The sequence below is a fragment of the Alteromonas sp. ISO5 genome (assembly GCF_058105165.1).
Genome location: NZ_CM176572.1, coordinates 3,462,868 through 3,480,863 on the forward strand (window position 1 = coordinate 3,462,868; position 17,996 = coordinate 3,480,863).

Genomic DNA, 17,996 nt, shown 5'->3' on the forward strand with positions numbered 1-17,996 from the left:
TGCCACCTCAGCATGTAATGCCTTATGTGAGAACCAATAAAAGCGAAGATGCTCGAGCGGTTTGTGAAGCCGTTACTAGACCCTCAATGAGGTTCAGGTGTTAGGTAGCAAAGGAAATGCATAAATTTTTAGTTGTTTTAAGTACATTACTTCAGTTGCTATATTTGTTAGCACTCTTGCATTTTTCTTTCGGTTGTCTGGATGCTGTACAGGTTTATTCAAGCGGAGATCCCAAGGTTTTAGCAAGTACAATTTCTACCGCTATAGTTAGATCAATGATTCCGCATATACCTGGTTTTATCGGTTTACTGTTGGGCATATACCTGATTAAAAGTTCGTTAAAACAGCCGCCTAAATGGTTTAATTCGTTTCGTAAAGCATGTCCTACTTGTGGTTATTTTTCATACCGATGGGTACTCTCGTTAGGTGTTTGGCAAATAAGGCCTATAAAACATGTAACCTAAAAAAATTAAGTCACTCACTTCGTTCACTGGGACGCAGACATGCGGGGCGGCTTCGCCATTATGCCCTACGTGCCCGCGCCCGTTATTGAATAGTTAGCTTTCGTTGGGAATTTCTACTCATGTTTAGAATTTTATTAACGCCCCTTATTTTTATCTTTTGCTCTCTCGCTCATGCAAGTTGGAGTAGTTATGCCTATATATCCCCTGAAACTGAAGACGAATTCAAGATAAAGGTGTATGTGGTACCAGCGGATAAAAATGGGAAAATGTTCTTTGTGAGATTGAGCGCTGTTTCCTTTCCGTCCAAGCAAGCCTGGGTAATTACAACGTCAGCACCTATTTCTCCCGAGGAACAGAATCAGAGAAAACGTTTCTGGAGCGAGGTGCTTGATACTTCTGGCGTTGAATCCATTATTCCGTTGCGGCCCAAAGGTATACCCATGTTTCCTTCGGAAGATAAAGAGAAAACTGATAAGGTCTACGAAATGGTAGTTCCGGCAAGTCGAGTTCACAGAACATATATCTATATAGATTTTCCTTCCCCCGTTCATGATGGCGGTTATTTTTATTCTGTAGATATCGGTTCCTATGTTAAAGACGGCAAATAAAGCTAACAAGCCGTTAAACAACGATGCACAAACTTTGCTCCGTTTCGCGTATGGCTATCGTCATTCTACGCTACACTCCACAAAGTCTGTGCGCGTGTTAACGGAGGGTTAAGTTTCTAGAGAAGTGTTCGGGTAGAAAGGAGGTGTAATGAAAAAGATGTTTTTAACTTCGTCTTTCGTGGATGTAGCCGATTTATTCGTGAAGTTCGCCGAGGAAAAATGTGCAGGCAAAACTGTTACATTCATACCAACGGCGAGTCTTGTTGAAGATGTTAAATTTTATGTGGATGCTGGCAAAAAGGCTCTTGAAAAACACGGGCTAATTGTTGACGAGCTTGAAGTTTCAACGGCAACCAAGGAAAAAATAGTTAGTACGCTCGAAAAGAATGATTATATCTATGTTACTGGTGGCAATACTTTCTTTCTGCTTCAAGAGCTGAAAAGAACAGGCGCGGATAAAGTCATATCTGAACAAATAAATTCAGGGAAAATGTATATTGGTGAGTCTGCCGGTTCCATTGTGCTTTCACGCAATATTGACTATGTAAGAGACATGGATGATTTCACTGCTGCGTCGAACATTGGCACGTTTTCATCATTAGGCATGATTGATTTTTATCCGGTTCCTCATCATACAAACTTTCCATTCAAAGAGTCAGTCGAAAGAATCATCTCTACCTATGAAGGGAAAATAGATCTTTGCCCAATTAGCAACACACAAGCGATTGTCATTGATTGCAATAAATTTGAAGTTTGGGATGCTAAAACTTAACAAGTTACTCACCGGAAAAAACATCTCGCTGGCGCTCGTCATTTTCCGGTGAGTAAAGCGCTGAACTCAAGGTCTGTAGCGGTCAGTCAGATTAAATATGAGCTACTACAGATTGAGCAATAAAAAAGCGGCGCATTTAGCGCCGCTTAGCAGGGAGATAATGTCTTAGTGGTTACTGTTTGTTTTCCAGTAATGCACTGCCAATTTCAATTTGGCGTGGCTTTTTCTCTTCCGGAATTTCGCGTTCCAGGTCGATACTCAGTAGCCCGTGTTCCAGGTTGGCGCCGGTTACTTTTACGTGATCACCTAAGTGGAACTTACGTTCAAAGTTGCGCTCAGAAATGCCTTTGTGCAGGAACTGACGTTTTTGTTCCTCATCCTGGCTCTCCTCGGCGTCTTTTTTACCGGCCACAGTCAGCGCGTTTTCCAGCACTTCGATGGATACATCGTCTTTGCTGAAGCCGGCTACGGCCATGCTGATTCGGTATTTGTCTTCGCCCAGTAACTCAATGTTGTAAGGCGGATACGTAGCTTGATTACCGTTTTGAGAAGCTGCATCAATCATCGATGCCAGACGGTCAAAGCCAATAAAAGAACGGTAAAGTGGAGATAGATCGATAGTACGCATAGTCATATCCTCGCAATTAAGCAATATGTAAAGTTAGGTTTAACACCATCCCGCTTAGCGGCGATGGTTCCGTCGGTCTTTTTATTAAGCCCCGACAGTAAAAGAGATATGTGCGGCGGGTGTTTTTTCAATAGCGTGCATAAAAAAATCCCGCTTTTTTAGGCGGGATTTTTGAAAATCAATTTAAAATCAAAAGATTACATATATACAGATTTCACAATATGGCCATCTTTAACCACCAGGCCCACGTTTTCGAGCAGCGAAATATCATCCAGCGGGTTACCTTTTACACCCACAATGTCGGCTTTTTTACCGACGCTGATACTGCCTAGCGTGTCCTGTTGTTTAAGCAGCGTGGCAGGATGAATCGTGGCCGCCTGAATCGCCTGCATTGGTGTCATACCAAAGCGCACCATGCGAGCAAACTGCTTGCCGTTGTCGCCGTGCGGGTAAACCCCGGCATCTGAACCAAACACCATTTTTACCCCGGCCTTCACCGCCTTTTGAAAGTTCTCGCGCTGACGCTTTCCTACAATACGTTCTTTGGCGAGGCTTTCTTCTAAGATCCCAGCCTTTTCGCCTTCACTCAAAATATACTCGGTAACGTAAATATCCATCGAGAAGTAAGTGCCATGCTCTAGCGCCAGCTCAATGCCTTCTTCATCCAGTAAGCTAACGTGTTCTACTGAGTCTACACCGGCTTTAATGGCGGTTTTAATGCCACTGGTGCCGTGCGCATGCGTGGCAACGGTTAAGCCGCGCATGTGGGCTTCCTCTACCAGTGCCTGCATTTCTTCGAAGGTGTATTGTTGAACGCCCACTTTGGTGCCTTTCGATAATACACCACCAGTGCCACAGAATTTAATCACCGTGGCGCCGTATTTAATGTTACGACGCACGATTTCGCGCACTGCCCAGGGGCCGTCGGCTACGCCTTCACTCACGGTATGGAATTCATAAGGCAGCAGATTATTGTCACAGTGCCCGCCGGTTACGCCCAGAGACGGGCCGGAGACAAACATCCGTGGCCCTTGTATGTCGCCATCGTTAATCGCATCTCTTAAGGCCACATCAGCAAAGCCAGGGGCGCCCACGTTACGCACTGTGGTAAAGCCAGCCATGAGTGTGGCTTTGGCATGTTTTACGCCGGTCAGGGTAACCCGGGGTAAGGAATCCGCCAGACGCTTATAACCGTGTTTGGTGGCATCAGAGGTGAGGTGCACGTGCATATCCATCAGTCCGGGCATGAGGGTGTAATCGCCAAGTTCCATCACGTCGGCATCAGTGGGAATGGTTACCGAGCGTTTGGCGCCAGCCGCCACAATGGTGTTATCTTCCATTACCACTACGGCGTTTTTGATGAGTTTGCCATCTTCTACATCGATCATACGGTCGGCAGTCAGTACCGTGGTTTTAGCAACAGCGGCAGAAGCGCCAAGTGTCAGTGCAAGGAGTGTTATTATCGTTTTCATTGAGTCCCCTGGAATGTCAAAGCTTAAGATTCAAAACTAGCAGCTAGCCAGCAGAAGGTATAGCTTAATCGCGATTAAGCGGCGCTATTGAGCGAGGAAATCTCAGTTGCGCTGTGCACCGCGCTCGCGCAGTTTCATAATGAGGAAAACCAGCCCTAGCAAACCGGTTAACACCCACAGCGGGAAATCGCCCCAACGGCGGTAGGGCGTGCTGCCTGAAACGGTTGGCAACTTGGCTGATAAGGCTGCAGTTTCAAACTGCGGTAACTGCGCGACAACTTTACCCTGATGGTCGATAAAGGCCGATATACCGTTGTTGGTAGAACGGATCACGCCAATGCCGAGCTCTTTGGCTCGCATACGGGCAATTTGTAAATGCTGAGCAGGGCCGTGGGAGCGACCGAACCAGGCGTCGTTGCTAACGGTGATGATAAAATCGGTATCGGCGTAAAGGTTGGCTCTCACCTGACGCGGAAAGGCAATCTCAAAACAAATGGCCGGGGCCAGGTGCAGGCCATTGGCCAGCAGGTTGGGTTGTTGAAAGTCGCCGCGGTTAAATGATGACATGGGTAAGTCGAACAAAGGAGCCAGCGGCCGCAGTAAGTCCTCAAAAGGGACAAATTCGCCAATCGGTAGCAGGTGATGCTTGGCATACCGGTTGCCGTGAAAATAACGGTACTGGCCCTGTTCGTCGTCAGCATGGGTTTTACCCAGCACAATCAGGTTGTTCCAAGCTTCCTGGCTTTCAAAGTTATAGTTAACCACACCGGTGATGATGGCCGTATCGTGGCGGGCCGCCTCGGCGTTCATATCAGTAATAAAGTCCTGGGCCAGTATCTCCAGTTTTGGAATAGCGGCTTCGGGCCAGATGATCACATCGTTATCCCATATCAGGTTAGTGAGTTCCCGGTAAGTGTTCATGGTCGGCGCGTCCTGCTCGGGTACCCAACGCAACGACTGAGCTATATTGCCCTGAGCCATACCAATAGATACAGGTTGTTGTGGCTCAACCCAGCTAACCGTATTTAGCAGCAGGGCGGCAATTGTCACCGCGCCGGTAATGGCAATGGCCTGTAAAAAACGTTTGGTGAGGGTGGCCAGTGCCAGTGCACTTGTCATGGTCATTATTAACCATGTCATGCCGGTTTCGCCCACCATGGGTAGCCAGCCAGAAAGCGGGCTGTCGAGCTGACTGTAACCTAAAGATAACCAGGGGAAACCGCTCAGTAGCCAGCTTCTGAGCCATTCAGCGATAAACCAGATTACAGGGAGCAGCAGCGGCAGCAGGGCAGGCTTTACCCACCGTTTGGCAACGTAAAAACTGCATGCGGGAAACAGTGCCAGGTAGGCACATAATAAAAACATCATCAGCACCGAAGCGATGAGTGGCATACCGCCAAAATCGGCAATACTCACGTGCACCCAACTGATCCCGGCACCAAACCAGCCCAGGCCAAAGGTCCAGCCCAACCAGAAGGCTTTTTTAGGGGTATCAGTGAGGAGTAACTGACGTAGCGCTACTACCAGAGCGACAGGCGTGATCAGCCATAAGTCGAAAGGGGCATAGGCCATGGTTAACGACGTGCCGGCCAATAAGACCAGCACTAAAGGAAGCCACTTTCTCACGCCAATTACTCCAGGTCTGGCAGGGTCACTTTCAGTTGCATTAACCGGCGTTTATCCGAGTTGGTAATTTTAAACTGGATATTGTCAATCGTGATTTCATCACTGGTGGCAGGCATATGGCCAAAGGCTTTTAATACGATGCCGCCAATAGTGTCGGCTTCCTCTTCGCTGAATTTAGTCTCGAAGAAGCGATTAAACTCATCAACCGGTACCAGTGCCTTAACTGAATACGTGTACTTATTAAGTGGACGGATATCATCAGTTCCGTCCTCTTCCAGATCGTATTCGTCTTCAATTTCACCTACGATAAGTTCGAGAATATCCTCGATGGTCACCAGGCCGGATACACCGCCATATTCATCTACCACGATGGCCATGTGATAGCGCTGTTGGCGGAACTCTTTAAGCAAGACATCAACCCGTTTACTCTCAGGTACAATGACTGCCGGACGCAACACATCACGCAAATGGAAAGCCTGATCATCGTTATTAATAAACGCATAGCGGAGCAAATCCTTGGCTAATAAAATGCCTTCGATGTGATCTTTATCTTCGTTAATAACGGGGAATCTGGAGTGAGCGCTGTCGAGCATGACAGGCAGAAATTCTTCAACCGGCTGGTCGATGTCGATGGTAACCATCTGAGCGCGTGGGATCATGATGTCCCTGACCCGCATTTCGTTGACGCCAATAACGCCTTCGATCATTTCTCTGGTTTGGGGGTCGATCAGTTCGCGCTGTTCGGCTTCGGTGATGACCTCAACCAGGTCTTCTTTACTTTGCGGCTCTCCGGAGAATGACAGCTTCAGTTTGTCAAACCAGCTTTTTCCCGAGGAGCCGTTGGTAGAGTGGGGGTTATCGTCGCTCATAATGTCCGTGTCTAATTAGCGTTATAGGGTCTGTTTCTTGTTTATTGTTGGCTTTACGGCCCGAATGAACAATGAAAAAGCGCCTGCGTCTTTTGCAAAGTTAATCGTCTTGGTACGGGTCGTCAATGGATAATTTGGCTAACAGGTCAATTTCAAGTTGCTCCATGGCCTGCGCTTCATCCTCTTCAATATGATCGTATCCCAATAAATGCAGGGTGCCGTGAATAATCATATGGGCGTAATGATCGCCAATCGCTTTGTGCTGCTCAGCAGCTTCTGTAGCGATAACCGGCACACAAACAACCAAATCACCAAGCAGGTTAAGCGGCACTTCCGGCGGGCATTCAAAGGGAAAAGACAACACATTGGTTGGCTTGTCCTTGCCACGGTATTCGTGGTTAAGCGATTGCGACTCGTCGTTATCAACAAACCTTACGGTAAGTTCTTTTTCGCCGGTTTCAAGATGGTTAAGAACCAAAGATGCCCACGCGGTGAGTTGGGCTTCGTCCGGAATGGAAGCGATAAGTTCAGCGTTGCCATCAAAGGCTCGCTGATAATCAACAATGGCGCTCACTTAGTCATCACTCTCGTCGGATTTATCTTGCCTTCCCTGCTCCTGGGCTGCTTTTTTTGCAATCCGGATGCGTTCCTGCTCAGCGTCGTAATCTTCATAAGCCTGCACAATACGCGCGACTACCGGGTGACGAACCACGTCGCCAGCAGTAAAGAAGTTAAAGGAAATGTCATTCACATTTTGTAACACATTAATTGCATGGCGCAGGCCAGAGCGTGCCCCTCGAGGTAAATCCACCTGGGTGATATCACCGGTGATAACCGCCTGGGAATTAAAGCCGATACGGGTTAAGAACATTTTCATTTGTTCCACGGTGGTATTCTGGCTTTCATCGAGAATAATGAAGGCATCATTCAGCGTACGACCACGCATATAAGCCAGCGGGGCGACTTCAATCACATTACGCTCCATGAGCTTTTCCACTTTCTCGAAGCCCATCATTTCAAACAGTGCATCGTAAAGGGGGCGCAGATAAGGGTCGACCTTCTGGGATAAATCGCCGGGCAGAAAACCGAGCTTTTCACCGGCTTCAACCGCCGGGCGGGTAAGCAGAATGCGACGTACTTCCTGACGTTCCAGCGCATCTACTGCGCAGGCCACTGCCAGATAGGTTTTACCGGTACCCGCCGGGCCAATACCAAAGGTAATATCGTGATTGACCACATTAGCTACGTACTGCGCCTGATGAGGATTACGTGGTTTAATCACGCCGCGCTTGGTCTTGATATTGATTTCCTTGCCATACTGGCCGGATTCCTCGCGTTCCAGGCAATTGGCTTCCTGAATAGCGAGATGCACCTGCTCCGGTGGTAAATCCGGTATCAGCCCTTTAATCGGCTGCGTCTCAATGTACAGTAACTTAAGTAACTCACCGGCCCCTTTGGTTTGCTGAGGCTCCCCAACAATCTTAAAGAAGTTGTTGCGGTAGGTGATTTCGACGCCCAGTCGACGTTCAATTTGCTTGATATTATCGTCGAACGGGCCGCACAGGCTGGATAACCGTTTATTATCTTCCGGTTCCAGCACGACTTCATTACTTACCAGTTTACTCAAGTTACTTTACTGCCTCTTAAATTGAAGGTTGAAATTGGCTAACGCCAAGATCATCAGGCAGTTCGGCCTGATGTTTGGCTAAAATACTTTGTGGCGACACGGCCACGCGCAGGCCCATATCAGCCTCGCGGCGAACCACCTCGCCACGCAGCGAGTTACTGAATACATCGGTGATTTTAACATCCACAAACTCACCAATCATATCCGGTGTACCCGGGAAGTTAACTACCCGGTTATTCTCGGTACGCCCCTGTAACTCCATAATGTCTTTTTTCGATGGGCCTTCCACCAGAATGCGCTGCTCAGTATCCAGCATATTGCGGGCGATGCGCAGTGCCTGCTGGTTAATACGTTGCTGCAGCAAATACAGACGTTGTTTTTTGGTGTCTTCGCTTACATCGTCCACGGCATCCGCCGCCGGTGTGCCCGGGCGCGCCGAATAAATAAAGCTGAAGCTCAGGTCATAATCGATTGCCTGAATTAAATCCATGGTGGCTTCGAAGTCTGCATCGGTTTCGCCAGGGAAGCCGATAATAAAGTCCGAGGACATGCTGATATTCGGGCGCACTTTCCGTAATTTGCGGATCTTTGACTTATATTCAAGGGCAGTGTGACCGCGCTTCATTAGGTTCAGAATACGATCAGAGCCACTTTGAACCGGCAGGTGCAGATGATCAACCAGTTCAGGCACGGTTTCGTATACGGCAATAATATCGTCAGTAAACTCCACCGGATGTGAGGTGGTGTAACGAATGCGATCGATACCATCAATGGCGGCAATCAGTTCCAGCAGCTCGGCAAAACGGCAGACCGAACCGTCGTGATGCTCGCCACGGAACGCGTTCACGTTCTGACCGAGCAGGTTAACTTCACGTACGCCTTGTTCAGCTAACTGCGCGACTTCGAGTAGTACGTCATCCACCGGGCGACTGACCTCTTCGCCTCGGGTGTAGGGTACTACGCAGAAACTACAGTATTTGGAACAGCCTTCCATAATGGACACAAATGCCGTTGGACCTTCAGCGCGCGGCTCAGGAAGGCGGTCGAACTTTTCGATTTCCGGAAAGCTAATGTCTACCACCGACGTCTCTCCAGCCTGGATTTGATTGATCATTTCAGGCAGGCGATGCAGGGTTTGCGGTCCGAAAATTAAATCTACAAAAGGCGCCCGCTGGCGAATGTGGTCGCCTTCCTGGGAGGCCACACAACCGCCCACACCAATAATCAGATCCGGGTTGGTCTTTTTCAGATTCTTCCAGCGGCCCAGTTGATGGAATACTTTTTCCTGGGCTTTTTCGCGGATAGAGCAGGTGTTGAGCAAAATAACATCGGCCTGCTCCGCTTCTTCAGCCAGCGAATACCCGTGAGTTGAATCGAGCAGATCGGCCATTTTTTCCGAATCATACTCATTCATCTGGCAACCCCAGGTTTTGATGTACAGCTTTTTACTCATAACAATTCGATAATCACGTTGGGCTGGCGCAAATAGTCAGGATAATCAAGCTAACCCCGTGGCGCGCAGCGATATTGGTCAAAATAGCCGCGTATTTTAACTGTTATAAACCCTGATCGCCACCCTTGTGAACCGGTCTGAGCGGGATTTTAGCGCTTTTTCGATCCAGCCCAAGGCAAGTTTACGTAACACTTTTACAGTGACACAAGGCACTGATATAAAACGCACATTGCTATACAGTTCAGTTCGGGCATAATCGCTGAACATAAACAGGATTCCTATATGTTTGATTTTTGTATTAATGGCGCTGGTATGGTGGGTGCCGCCACAGCGCTAGGGCTGGCTCAGCAGGGTTATCAGGTAGCGATTATAGAACAGCGTCCGCCGCAACCTTATGAGTTTTCACAGCCGCCGGATTTACGCATGTCAGCCATCAGTGTGGCGTCAGTAGACTTATTGCGCGCGCTGGGAGCCTGGCAACATGTTGAAGCCATGCGAGTACGTTCCTACAGTGAGTTATCCGTCTGGGAGCGGCCGGATTGTCGAACCGACTTCAAAGCTAGTGATGCTGGTTTTGAACGCCTGGGTTACTTTGTGGAAAACCGGCTGATTCAGTTAGGCTGTCATCAGGCACTGAAAGCCTTTGATAACGTTAGTTGGTATTCACCGGCACATATTGCGGGTTTTCAGCGTACTGACAGTGTCGATGAAGCTGTTATTATTACCCTGGAAACCGGTGACGAAATTAAAGCTAAGTGGCTGATCGGGGCCGATGGCGCCGAATCCCAGGTGCGCCAACTCGCTGGGATTGGTATTTCAGGCTGGCAGTATGCCCAGCAGGCCATGGGCATCATTGTGGAATTTACTGCGCCGGTTGCCGATTGTACCTGGCAGCAATTTACACCGCATGGTCCCCGGGCATTATTGCCGATGCACGAAAATTACGCCTCGCTTATCTGGTACGATAGCCCGGAACGGCTTGCCGCACTGGCAAAATTATCGCCAGTCCAGCTAAAGCAGGCAATCGAAAACGACTTCCCACCATTAGGTGATGACTTTACGGTATTGAATAAAGCCGCCTTCACCCTCATTAGAAGACATGCCAGTGAGTATGTTGTTCCGGGCGTTATCTTAATTGGGGATGCAGCGCATACCATTAATCCGTTGGCCGGGCAGGGCGTAAACCTGGGGTTTAAAGATGTCGCCTGTCTGCTGGCTCAAACGGCTAACGGCCAGGTGAATGGCGAAGACTTTGCTGCTCGCCTACGCACAGGTTACCAGCAGCCTCGTCAGCGGGATAACACGCTGATGATGTCTGCCATGGATGGGTTTTATACCACCTTCAGTAATGATCATACGCCGCTAAAATGGCTGCGCAATGGCTTGCTAAAACTGGCGCAACATGCCGGGCCAATTAAGGCGCAGGTACTTAAATACGCAATGGGATTAGCTTAATGACCATACTTTACATTATTGGCATATTATTTCTGGCACTGGTTATTATTGTGCCACTGCTGGAAAAGTCGAAATGGCGAATGAGCGGTGAAGATATGTCGAAACTGACCCGCTGGTTCTGGCCGTTATTGATGATTTTACTGGTTGCCCAGTTAATCAAAATGTTGGTGACTTAAGCTGCTATGGTGGGACGGTGAAGATATTACTGCGCCCAGCCGCCGCTCAAGTCACTGACAATTTTGTCCACCATCCAGCTCAAACTCGCCGGTGACTCCACGCTGGTTGCCAGGGTTCGCATGGCGATAAACTGACCCTGTAACCACATAGCCGCCCGTTCAACCGGCGTGTCATTGGCCAGTTCACCCACTTCTTTAGCTTTCGTCACCACCGCCTGGAAAGCTTCTCGAAGGTTTGCCAGCGCCCCTTGCAATGAACTTTTCACGCCGTCGGGTAATTCTGCCCAATCGGCCTGGGTTTTAACAATCAGACATTGAATTTTATGCGCGGCGCTGTCGTCTACCGTTAAAGGGGAACGCAGGAATACACGCAGTTGTTGTAGCGGCGTACCACTGTTTGCCACGGCCATAATCTGACCATGCAGTTCATTGGTATAATGGTTGAGCACTTCAAGATACAGCCCTTCCTTATTGCCGAAAGCGGCATAAATACTACCAGGACGCTTATCCAGTGCAGTCTGCAGATCACGCATGCCAGTGCCAAGATAGCCTTTTAGCCAGAAGACTTCGGTTGCCTGTTGAATACTTTCTTCGCGTGGATAACCCATTCATCTACCTTATAAATAATAACTTGAACGATCGCTTAAACTTGATTTGAACGATCGTTCATAATGGCGCTATGGTAAAGCTTCATTCTCCAAAAATAAAGGACAGCTATGACAGATTTTACCATTCACACTATGAAAAGTGCGCCACAGGCGGCACAGCCGCTATTGAAAGACGCCATTGCCTCATTTGGCATGATCCCTAATTTACACGGGGTGATGGCTGAGTCTCCAGCGGTGCTGCTGAGCTATAAATTTTTACACACTCAGGCTCAGAATACGTCGTTCAGTCCTGAAAAGCTCACTGTGGTGTGGCAAACGGCAAATGTGGAGCACGAATGCCATTACTGTGTACCGGCGCATACTGGCATTGCCAAAAGTATGAAAGTGGACGACAGTATTACCGACGCACTAAGAAATAAAACGTCGTTACCGGAGCAACTTGAGGTGTTGCGTGAGACCACTAAAGCAATTCTGCTTAACCGGGGCAATCCGGACACCGCTCAACTCAAGGCCTTTTTTGATGCGGGTTACAGTAAGCAGCAATTACTGGAAATCATTCTGATCCTGGCGCAGAAGGTGATGAGTAATTATATCAACCATCTGGCCGATACCCCGGTGGATAAAGCGTTTGCAAAATATGAGTGGCATTCTGTCTAGGGCAGAAATGGGCCTGATATCTCAGGCCCATTTGTTATTACCAGATGCCGTCTTCGGTTTTACCCTGAATTTCACAGTCACCGGTTTTGTATTCCGGTGTTTCACCACGCTCGCGTTTATTGAAATAGTCTTTACTAATGCTGACGATGGTCGGCGTCATCCACATAATGGCGATAATATTAATCACTGACATCAGGCCCAGCGCCATATCGGCTGCCGCCCAGACCTCCGGTAAGGCCGCCATGGAGCCCCAGAAAATCATGGCCAGGTAACCACAGGTATACACAATCCGGCCAGCTTTATTATCGAGCTTAAACATATGCAGGTTACTCTCGCCGTAGGCGTAGTTAGCTACTACCGAGGTAAATGAGAAGAAGCAAATAGCCGCGGCAACAAAATCAGCGCCTCCGGCACCTATGTGGGTTTCCATGGCCGCCTGGGTTAAACGGATCCCTTCCATTTGATCGCTGCTAGAGCCGCCCGCAAGTAAAATAATAAAAGCCGTGGCCGTACATAACACCATGGTGTCGAGGAAGACGCCGAGCATTTGAATGTAGCCTTGAGATACCGGGTGATTCGGATTAGGCGCAGCACTCGCAGCGGCGTGAGGAACACTACCAGAACCCGCTTCGTTTGAATATAAACCACGCTGAATACCGTTTTTTACCGCCGCGCCCATAGCTCCGGCGCCTGCTTCCTGTAAACCAAAAGCAGATTGAATAATATTCATCAGCATCGCTGGCAGCTCGGTAATATTGATAGCGCAAACGAGCAGGGCGGCAAGTACGTAGCTGATGCCCATGAAAGGCACCACCCACTCCGCGAAGCGGGCAATACCGCGTAATCCGCCCACCACGATCAGCGCTGCCAGGGCAATAATTACAATGCCTGAATAGCTGGTGGGAATGTCATAGGCGGCATTTAGCGCATCGGTGATGGTATTGGCCTGCACGGCGGAAAAAATAAAGCCATAACCTAAAAATAAACACAGCGAAAACGCCACTGCCAGCCAGGTTTTATTCAGCCCTTGCTTAATATAGTAAGCGGGGCCACCACGAAACTCGCCATGGTCGTCTTTAACCTTATACAACTGGCCCAGCACACTTTCGGCAAAACCGGTTGCCATACCCAGCAGGGCAATCACCCACATCCAGAAAATGCTGCCCGCACCGCCCAGTGAAATAGCCACCGCCACGCCTGCCAGATTCCCGGTGCCGACCCGAGCCGACAGGCTGGTACACAGGGCCTGAAATGAACTTATCCCTTCCTTACTGCTGCTGGTACTGCCTTTCAACAGGCTGAACATATGGCCAAAGTGTTTGATTTGCACACCGCCAAGTCGCACGGTAAACCATACGCCGCAAATGAGCAGCATATAAATAAGAACCTGGCCGTTACCCCAGAGAATATTATTGATAAACGCAACGATGTCGTTGAGCACTGAAGAAGTCCTGTTTAATTATTATGTGGAAGGAGATTACACTAATACCTTGTCACCGATGTTTGACTTCACCATTACAAGGTTGCGTATCAGTGTGCCGGTCTGAGCGTATACTGTAAAGTAAAAACAACACGGAACTCGGTAGCTTAGCGTCACTTATGGTTGTGGGTGGCGCTGATATTGCTTCAAAAATGCCCGGATGAGTTCGGTCATGGCCAAATCATCGGTGCTGCCCAAACCGTACTTCGCGAGGACCCCGGCTTTGGGATTACCAGGCCAGATAACCGTTACAGTGCTGGTTTGACTGGCTTTGAACTCAACCCATTCGCGCCATGCCGGTTCTACACCTTCGTGCCAGTAACGAGGGGGAATCCGGCTGATGCTGATAGCGATTCACCGGGCCTCTGGTGCCATGGTAGATGAGTACCGGCATGGCCTTGCCCGGCGCCCAGTCTTTGGTAAAACGTACGTCTGCAATGGGGGCAATAGCGGCAAGTGTCTCTGCCAGATCGTAGGCCAGACGGCTGCTCATATGTGTTCCACCGGAACAGCCGGTGGCATCAATGCGAGTTGTATCGATGGGGTAGTGCTGCGCCAGATGAGCAGTGAGCCCCTTTGATGAAGGCCTCGTCGTGATAAGGGCTTTCAAGTTGCTCAACAATCCAGGTGTGACGGCCACCGGCTTCATAGCTGAATTTTGCTTTGGGCGCTACGACGATAAACAGATGCTGTTCTGCCAGGGTTTACTGCATAGTAAGCTCGCGCAATTTGCGCTGATGTGGAACCGAGCGCCTTTGCTGGGGCTGTCTGGTACAAACCGGCGCTGAAATAGCCTCTGTGGCAATTAAAAATAGTTTGAGCAGTGTCACAGACAGGTTGTCAGGCATTGCAAATGATATCTTTGAAAAACAAAGACAAAAACGTAACATAAGCAAGCCGCAAATCGTGAGAAGTCTGAAAACAAAAACGCCAGTCATCAGACTGGCGTTTTGTAATATGGCTGGGGTAGCAGGACTCGAACCTACGGATGGCGGGATCAAAACCCGCTGCCTTACCAACTTGGCTATACCCCAATCAACTGGGTGTGTTAGCTGATATGAAATCAACATAACGAAAAATGGCTGGGGTAGCAGGACTCGAACCTACGGATGGCGGGATCAAAACCCGCTGCCTTACCAACTTGGCTATACCCCAAATGGTGCGGAAGGAGAGACTTGAACTCTCACGCCGTGAAGCACTGGAACCTAAATCCAGCGTGTCTACCAATTCCACCACTTCCGCGCAGTGTCTCGCACATTAAAAAACCCATAAACTGGGTTTGCGAGAATGGTGGCTACGGCGAGATTCGAACTTGCGACCCCATCATTATGAGTGATGTGCTCTAACCAACTGAGCTACGTAGCCTCCGATTGTTTCACTTCCCTCTCAGGAAGTGGCGCGTATTATGCGTATATGGCGTTGGGTCGTCAACCCCTTTTTTAACACATTTGTTCAACTGCCTAATATCTGTGCGCCAGCGCTGGAAATTCAGTCAAAAGCGGCTTGGCAGGCGGTATTTTAACCTTATTTTGGGGGATTAAGAACGGATTGTTTATTTTTGACAGGCAATAAAAAAGCCCTCATCAGCGAGGGCTTAATTAAATTTTACAGGCTTAAACCAATCGAATTTATACGTTGAAGCGGAAGTGGATAACGTCGCCGTCTTTAACGATGTATTCTTTGCCTTCCAAACGCCATTTACCAGCGTCTTTGGCACCCTGTTCGCCGTTGAACTCTACAAAGTGGTCGTAACTGACGATTTCAGCACGGATAAAGCCTTTTTCAAAGTCGGTGTGGATCTTGCCCGCCGCCTGAGGGGCGGTTGAGCCTTCAGGGAAGGTCCAGGCTCGGACTTCCTTAACGCCCGCAGTGAAATAGGTTTGTAGCGTCAGCAGGTTGTAACCTGCTCGGATCACACGGTTAAGCCCTGGCTCTTGCAGGCCCATGTCGGCCATAAACTCTTCGCGGTCTTCATCGTCCAGTTCGGCAATGTCTGACTCAATAGCGGCACATACGGCAACCACTACGGCGTTTTCGCCTTCGGCAATGGCGCGCACTTCATCGAGGTACGGATTATTTTCAAAGCCGTCTTCGTTGACGTTAGCGATGTACATGGTTGGCTTAAGGGTGAGCATGTTCATGTAGCTGATGGCGGCCAGTTCTTCCTTGCTAAGCTCCAGTGAGCGTAACAGATTGCCTTCGTCCAGTGTGGGTTTAATTTTTTCCAGCACTTTTAACTCGAACTTGGCATCCGCATCACCGCCTTTGGCGCGTTTGGCTACACGGTGAATGGCTTTCTCGGTGGTTTCCAGGTCAGCCAGTGCCAGCTCGGTATTAATGATATCGATGTCGTCTTTAGGACTCACTTTACCGGCAACATGAACAATGTTTTCATTGTCAAAACAACGTACTACATGGCCGATAGCGTCGGTTTCACGGATATTGGCCAGAAATTTGTTACCCAGGCCTTCACCCTTGGATGCGCCTTCAACCAGTCCGGCAATATCCACAAACTCCATAGTGGTGGGGATTACACGCTGGGGATTAACGATTTCTGCCAGCTTGTCTAAGCGCAGATCCGGCACCGGTACCACACCGGTATTGGGTTCAATGGTACAGAACGGAAAGTTTGCAGCCTCGATACCCGCTTTGGTTAATGCATTGAATAGCGTTGACTTACCGACGTTCGGCAGGCCGACAATGCCACATTTAAATCCCATAATGGAGCCCTTGAAAATTTGAAGTTAATTATCTGCTTTAAAACTATGAAGGCGATTTTGCGCCATTTTCAAATCGTTTTTAAGTAAAATTTCGGTGCAACGAACTGCTTCGTCAATTGCTTGTTCTATCGCTTCTCTTTCCTGCTGCGCGGGCTTACCCAGCACATGGCCGGTTACCTTGCTTTTATGGCCTGGATGGCCAATGCCTATACGCAAGCGCAAAAATTCACGGTTGTTACCCATCCGCGAGACAATATCGCGAATACCGTTCTGGCTTGAACTGCCACCCATTTTAAACTTGGCAACGCCGGGAGGTAAATCAAGCTCATCAAAAGCAACCAGCATTTGTGAGGGGTCAATACGATAAAAATTGGCCAGTGCAGCAACAGACTGCCCGCTTTTGTTCATAAAGGTGGTGGGGTAGAGCAAACGGATATCCTGACCAGCAACGGTAATTCGGGCGGTTTTGCCAAAGAATTTGCTTTCAGGAGAAAGAGAAGTATTAAACGTCGATGCGAGTTCTTGTAAAAACCACGCTCCCGCATTGTGGCGTGTTTGTTCGTATTCAGGGCCTGGATTACCCAGGCCCACAATAAGACGAATGTCTGCCAAGGGAATTATTCCTCAGTAGCGTCGTCTTCTTCACCTGCTGATTCGTCAGCGGCTGGCGCTTTTGGCGCTGGCTTGATAGTTACCACAGCAAGGTCGTGTGCTTCGTCTTCTTTTGCCAGTTCAACAGAAGAAACACCTGCTGGCAGAGTCAGATCTGACAGGTGCAGGGTTTGCTCCATTTCAACTTTAGCCATGTCTACTTCGATGAACTCAGGCAGGTCTTTAGGCAGACAAGTGATTTCAACTTCGTTTACGTGGTGTTCAGCAATACCACCGTCTTTAATGGCCTGGCACTTCTCTTCGTTGACGAAGTGGATTGGCACAGACGTGTGTACGTCCTGACCAGCGATTACACGTTGGAAATCCAAGTGAGTAATTTTAGGCTTGAACGGGTGACGTTGTACGTCTTTCAGCAGCGCCTCAACTTTCTTACCACCGATGTTCAGGATAAGAACGTGTGAGTAGAACGCTTCGAAATCAGCAGCGTTGATCACTTTGTTGTGGTCAAGCGTTAAAGAAACAGGCGCTTCTTCGCCACCGTAAAGGATAGCAGGAACTTTGTCAGCATGACGAAGGCGGCGGCTCGCACCTTTCCCCAGGTCAGTACGGACTTCTGCATCCAGATTAAAAATTGCATCAGACATCAGATGTCTCCAAATAAAAATAATTGATGTTTACAGATTTTTGCGACCAAAATCTGCCATGAATAGGGTAAATCAGCCTCAAACGGCAAAAAATACTACCCGGCCCTAAATTAAAAGGCGGCGAA

General features: G+C 48.8%; 19 protein-coding genes and 4 tRNA genes. 6 read left to right on the forward strand and 17 right to left on the reverse strand.

Annotated elements, in window-relative coordinates; all coding sequences use genetic code 11:
* The first annotated feature begins 583 nt into the window (after positions 1-583).
* Both AC2T0J_RS15485 and AC2T0J_RS15490 read left to right on the forward strand, forming a co-directional pair.
* Positions 584-1,072: a hypothetical protein gene (locus AC2T0J_RS15485; protein ID WP_489806679.1), complete on the forward strand. Its 489-nt coding sequence runs from the start codon at positions 584-586 to the stop codon at positions 1,070-1,072.
* A 148-nt stretch (positions 1,073-1,220) separates the two neighbouring features.
* Positions 1,221-1,844: a peptidase E gene (locus tag AC2T0J_RS15490; RefSeq protein WP_489806680.1), complete on the forward strand. Its 624-nt coding sequence runs from the start codon at positions 1,221-1,223 to the stop codon at positions 1,842-1,844.
* A gap of 172 nt (positions 1,845-2,016) precedes the next feature.
* Here the strand turns inward: AC2T0J_RS15490 and AC2T0J_RS15495 are convergent, their stop codons facing one another.
* From AC2T0J_RS15495 to miaB, 7 genes are all read right to left on the reverse strand, one after another.
* The gene (locus AC2T0J_RS15495; protein WP_489806681.1) at positions 2,017-2,472 is read right to left on the reverse strand and encodes an Hsp20 family protein; all 456 of its coding nucleotides are present in this window, start codon (positions 2,470-2,472) and stop codon (positions 2,017-2,019) included.
* A gap of 197 nt (positions 2,473-2,669) precedes the next feature.
* Positions 2,670-3,944 carry a Xaa-Pro dipeptidase gene (locus tag AC2T0J_RS15500; RefSeq protein WP_489806682.1) on the reverse strand — a complete coding sequence of 425 codons (1,275 nt, stop codon included), beginning with the start codon at positions 3,942-3,944 and terminating at the stop codon, positions 2,670-2,672.
* 102 nt (positions 3,945-4,046) lie between these two features.
* Positions 4,047-5,516 (reverse strand): apolipoprotein N-acyltransferase, encoded by a 1,470-nt coding sequence (gene lnt, locus AC2T0J_RS15505; RefSeq protein ID WP_489810352.1) that lies wholly within the window; start codon positions 5,514-5,516, stop codon positions 4,047-4,049.
* Positions 5,517-5,575: 59 nt separating this feature from the next.
* Entirely contained in the window at positions 5,576-6,439 is an 864-nt protein-coding gene (gene corC / locus AC2T0J_RS15510) for a CNNM family magnesium/cobalt transport protein CorC (RefSeq protein WP_123325602.1), read from the reverse strand.
* A gap of 100 nt (positions 6,440-6,539) precedes the next feature.
* Complete coding sequence (gene ybeY, locus AC2T0J_RS15515; RefSeq protein WP_489806683.1) at positions 6,540-7,013, reverse strand: rRNA maturation RNase YbeY; 474 nt, start codon at positions 7,011-7,013, stop codon at positions 6,540-6,542.
* Positions 7,014-8,066 (reverse strand): PhoH family protein, encoded by a 1,053-nt coding sequence (locus AC2T0J_RS15520; RefSeq protein WP_489806684.1) that lies wholly within the window; start codon positions 8,064-8,066, stop codon positions 7,014-7,016.
* Between the two features lie 16 nt (positions 8,067-8,082).
* The gene (miaB, locus tag AC2T0J_RS15525) at positions 8,083-9,519 is read right to left on the reverse strand and encodes a tRNA (N6-isopentenyl adenosine(37)-C2)-methylthiotransferase MiaB (protein WP_489806685.1); all 1,437 of its coding nucleotides are present in this window, start codon (positions 9,517-9,519) and stop codon (positions 8,083-8,085) included.
* Positions 9,520-9,801: 282 nt separating this feature from the next.
* On the opposite strand from miaB, the gene AC2T0J_RS15530 reads away from it, so the two are divergent.
* Positions 9,802-10,974, forward strand: coding sequence for an FAD-dependent monooxygenase (locus tag AC2T0J_RS15530; protein ID WP_489806686.1), 1,173 nt, complete (start codon positions 9,802-9,804; stop codon positions 10,972-10,974).
* On the forward strand, positions 10,974-11,150 hold the full coding sequence (locus tag AC2T0J_RS15535; protein ID WP_489806687.1) for a hypothetical protein: 177 nt from the start codon (positions 10,974-10,976) through the stop codon (positions 11,148-11,150). Before AC2T0J_RS15530 ends, AC2T0J_RS15535 begins: the two co-directional genes overlap by 1 nt.
* Before the next feature lie 26 nt (positions 11,151-11,176).
* Here the strand turns inward: AC2T0J_RS15535 and AC2T0J_RS15540 are convergent, their stop codons facing one another.
* Positions 11,177-11,758 (reverse strand): TetR/AcrR family transcriptional regulator, encoded by a 582-nt coding sequence (locus AC2T0J_RS15540; RefSeq protein WP_489806688.1) that lies wholly within the window; start codon positions 11,756-11,758, stop codon positions 11,177-11,179.
* Between the two features lie 108 nt (positions 11,759-11,866).
* Between AC2T0J_RS15540 and AC2T0J_RS15545 the strand changes: the two genes are divergently transcribed.
* Entirely contained in the window at positions 11,867-12,415 is a 549-nt protein-coding gene (locus AC2T0J_RS15545) for a carboxymuconolactone decarboxylase family protein (RefSeq protein WP_489806689.1), read from the forward strand.
* A 37-nt stretch (positions 12,416-12,452) separates the two neighbouring features.
* Here the strand turns inward: AC2T0J_RS15545 and AC2T0J_RS15550 are convergent, their stop codons facing one another.
* Both AC2T0J_RS15550 and AC2T0J_RS15555 read right to left on the reverse strand, forming a co-directional pair.
* Positions 12,453-13,856, reverse strand: a complete 1,404-nt coding sequence (locus tag AC2T0J_RS15550) for an alanine/glycine:cation symporter family protein (RefSeq protein ID WP_489806690.1) — start codon at positions 13,854-13,856, stop codon at positions 12,453-12,455.
* Between the two features lie 316 nt (positions 13,857-14,172).
* Positions 14,173-14,388, reverse strand: a complete 216-nt coding sequence (locus AC2T0J_RS15555; protein ID WP_489806691.1) for a hypothetical protein — start codon at positions 14,386-14,388, stop codon at positions 14,173-14,175.
* A gap of 73 nt (positions 14,389-14,461) precedes the next feature.
* Here AC2T0J_RS15555 and AC2T0J_RS15560 point away from each other — a divergent pair, with 73 nt between their 5' ends.
* Positions 14,462-14,683, forward strand: a complete 222-nt coding sequence (locus AC2T0J_RS15560) for a hypothetical protein (protein ID WP_489806692.1) — start codon at positions 14,462-14,464, stop codon at positions 14,681-14,683.
* A gap of 170 nt (positions 14,684-14,853) precedes the next feature.
* Here the strand turns inward: AC2T0J_RS15560 and AC2T0J_RS15565 are convergent.
* The 7 genes from AC2T0J_RS15565 to AC2T0J_RS15595 all read right to left on the reverse strand — a co-directional run bounded on the left by AC2T0J_RS15565 (position 14,854) and on the right by AC2T0J_RS15595 (position 17,871).
* Positions 14,854-14,929 (reverse strand) — tRNA-Gln (locus AC2T0J_RS15565).
* 45 nt (positions 14,930-14,974) lie between these two features.
* Positions 14,975-15,050, reverse strand: a tRNA-Gln gene (locus AC2T0J_RS15570).
* Between the two features lie 2 nt (positions 15,051-15,052).
* Positions 15,053-15,137, reverse strand: a tRNA-Leu gene (locus AC2T0J_RS15575).
* 46 nt (positions 15,138-15,183) lie between these two features.
* Positions 15,184-15,260: transfer RNA gene (locus AC2T0J_RS15580), tRNA-Met, on the reverse strand.
* A 263-nt stretch (positions 15,261-15,523) separates the two neighbouring features.
* A complete protein-coding gene (gene ychF / locus AC2T0J_RS15585; protein WP_489806693.1) occupies positions 15,524-16,615 on the reverse strand; it encodes a redox-regulated ATPase YchF in 1,092 nt (363 codons plus the stop codon).
* A 24-nt stretch (positions 16,616-16,639) separates the two neighbouring features.
* Complete coding sequence (pth, locus tag AC2T0J_RS15590) at positions 16,640-17,227, reverse strand: aminoacyl-tRNA hydrolase (RefSeq protein ID WP_489806694.1); 588 nt, start codon at positions 17,225-17,227, stop codon at positions 16,640-16,642.
* Positions 17,228-17,232: 5 nt separating this feature from the next.
* Positions 17,233-17,871, reverse strand: coding sequence for a 50S ribosomal protein L25/general stress protein Ctc (locus AC2T0J_RS15595; RefSeq protein WP_489806695.1), 639 nt, complete (start codon positions 17,869-17,871; stop codon positions 17,233-17,235).
* Between the last annotated feature and the right edge of the window lie 125 nt (positions 17,872-17,996).

Bases quoted from the DNA above. Each gene is read 5' to 3' on its own strand.
- AC2T0J_RS15485 (WP_489806679.1), top strand. From the start codon at position 584: ATGTTTAGAATTTTATTAACGCCCCTTATTTTTATCTTTTGCTCTCTC.
- AC2T0J_RS15490 (WP_489806680.1), top strand. From the start codon at position 1,221: ATGAAAAAGATGTTTTTAACTTCGTCTTTCGTGGATGTAGCCGATTTA.
- AC2T0J_RS15495 (WP_489806681.1), bottom strand. From the start codon at position 2,472: ATGCGTACTATCGATCTATCTCCACTTTACCGTTCTTTTATTGGCTTT.
- AC2T0J_RS15500 (WP_489806682.1), bottom strand. From the start codon at position 3,944: ATGAAAACGATAATAACACTCCTTGCACTGACACTTGGCGCTTCTGCC.
- lnt (WP_489810352.1), bottom strand. From the start codon at position 5,516: ATGGCCTATGCCCCTTTCGACTTATGGCTGATCACGCCTGTCGCTCTG.
- corC (WP_123325602.1), bottom strand. From the start codon at position 6,439: ATGAGCGACGATAACCCCCACTCTACCAACGGCTCCTCGGGAAAAAGC.
- miaB (WP_489806685.1), bottom strand. From the start codon at position 9,519: ATGAGTAAAAAGCTGTACATCAAAACCTGGGGTTGCCAGATGAATGAG.
- AC2T0J_RS15530 (WP_489806686.1), top strand. From the start codon at position 9,802: ATGTTTGATTTTTGTATTAATGGCGCTGGTATGGTGGGTGCCGCCACA.
- AC2T0J_RS15535 (WP_489806687.1), top strand. From the start codon at position 10,974: ATGACCATACTTTACATTATTGGCATATTATTTCTGGCACTGGTTATT.
- AC2T0J_RS15540 (WP_489806688.1), bottom strand. From the start codon at position 11,758: ATGGGTTATCCACGCGAAGAAAGTATTCAACAGGCAACCGAAGTCTTC.
- AC2T0J_RS15545 (WP_489806689.1), top strand. From the start codon at position 11,867: ATGACAGATTTTACCATTCACACTATGAAAAGTGCGCCACAGGCGGCA.
- AC2T0J_RS15555 (WP_489806691.1), bottom strand. From the start codon at position 14,388: ATGAGCAGCCGTCTGGCCTACGATCTGGCAGAGACACTTGCCGCTATT.
- ychF (WP_489806693.1), bottom strand. From the start codon at position 16,615: ATGGGATTTAAATGTGGCATTGTCGGCCTGCCGAACGTCGGTAAGTCA.
- AC2T0J_RS15595 (WP_489806695.1), bottom strand. From the start codon at position 17,871: ATGTCTGATGCAATTTTTAATCTGGATGCAGAAGTCCGTACTGACCTG.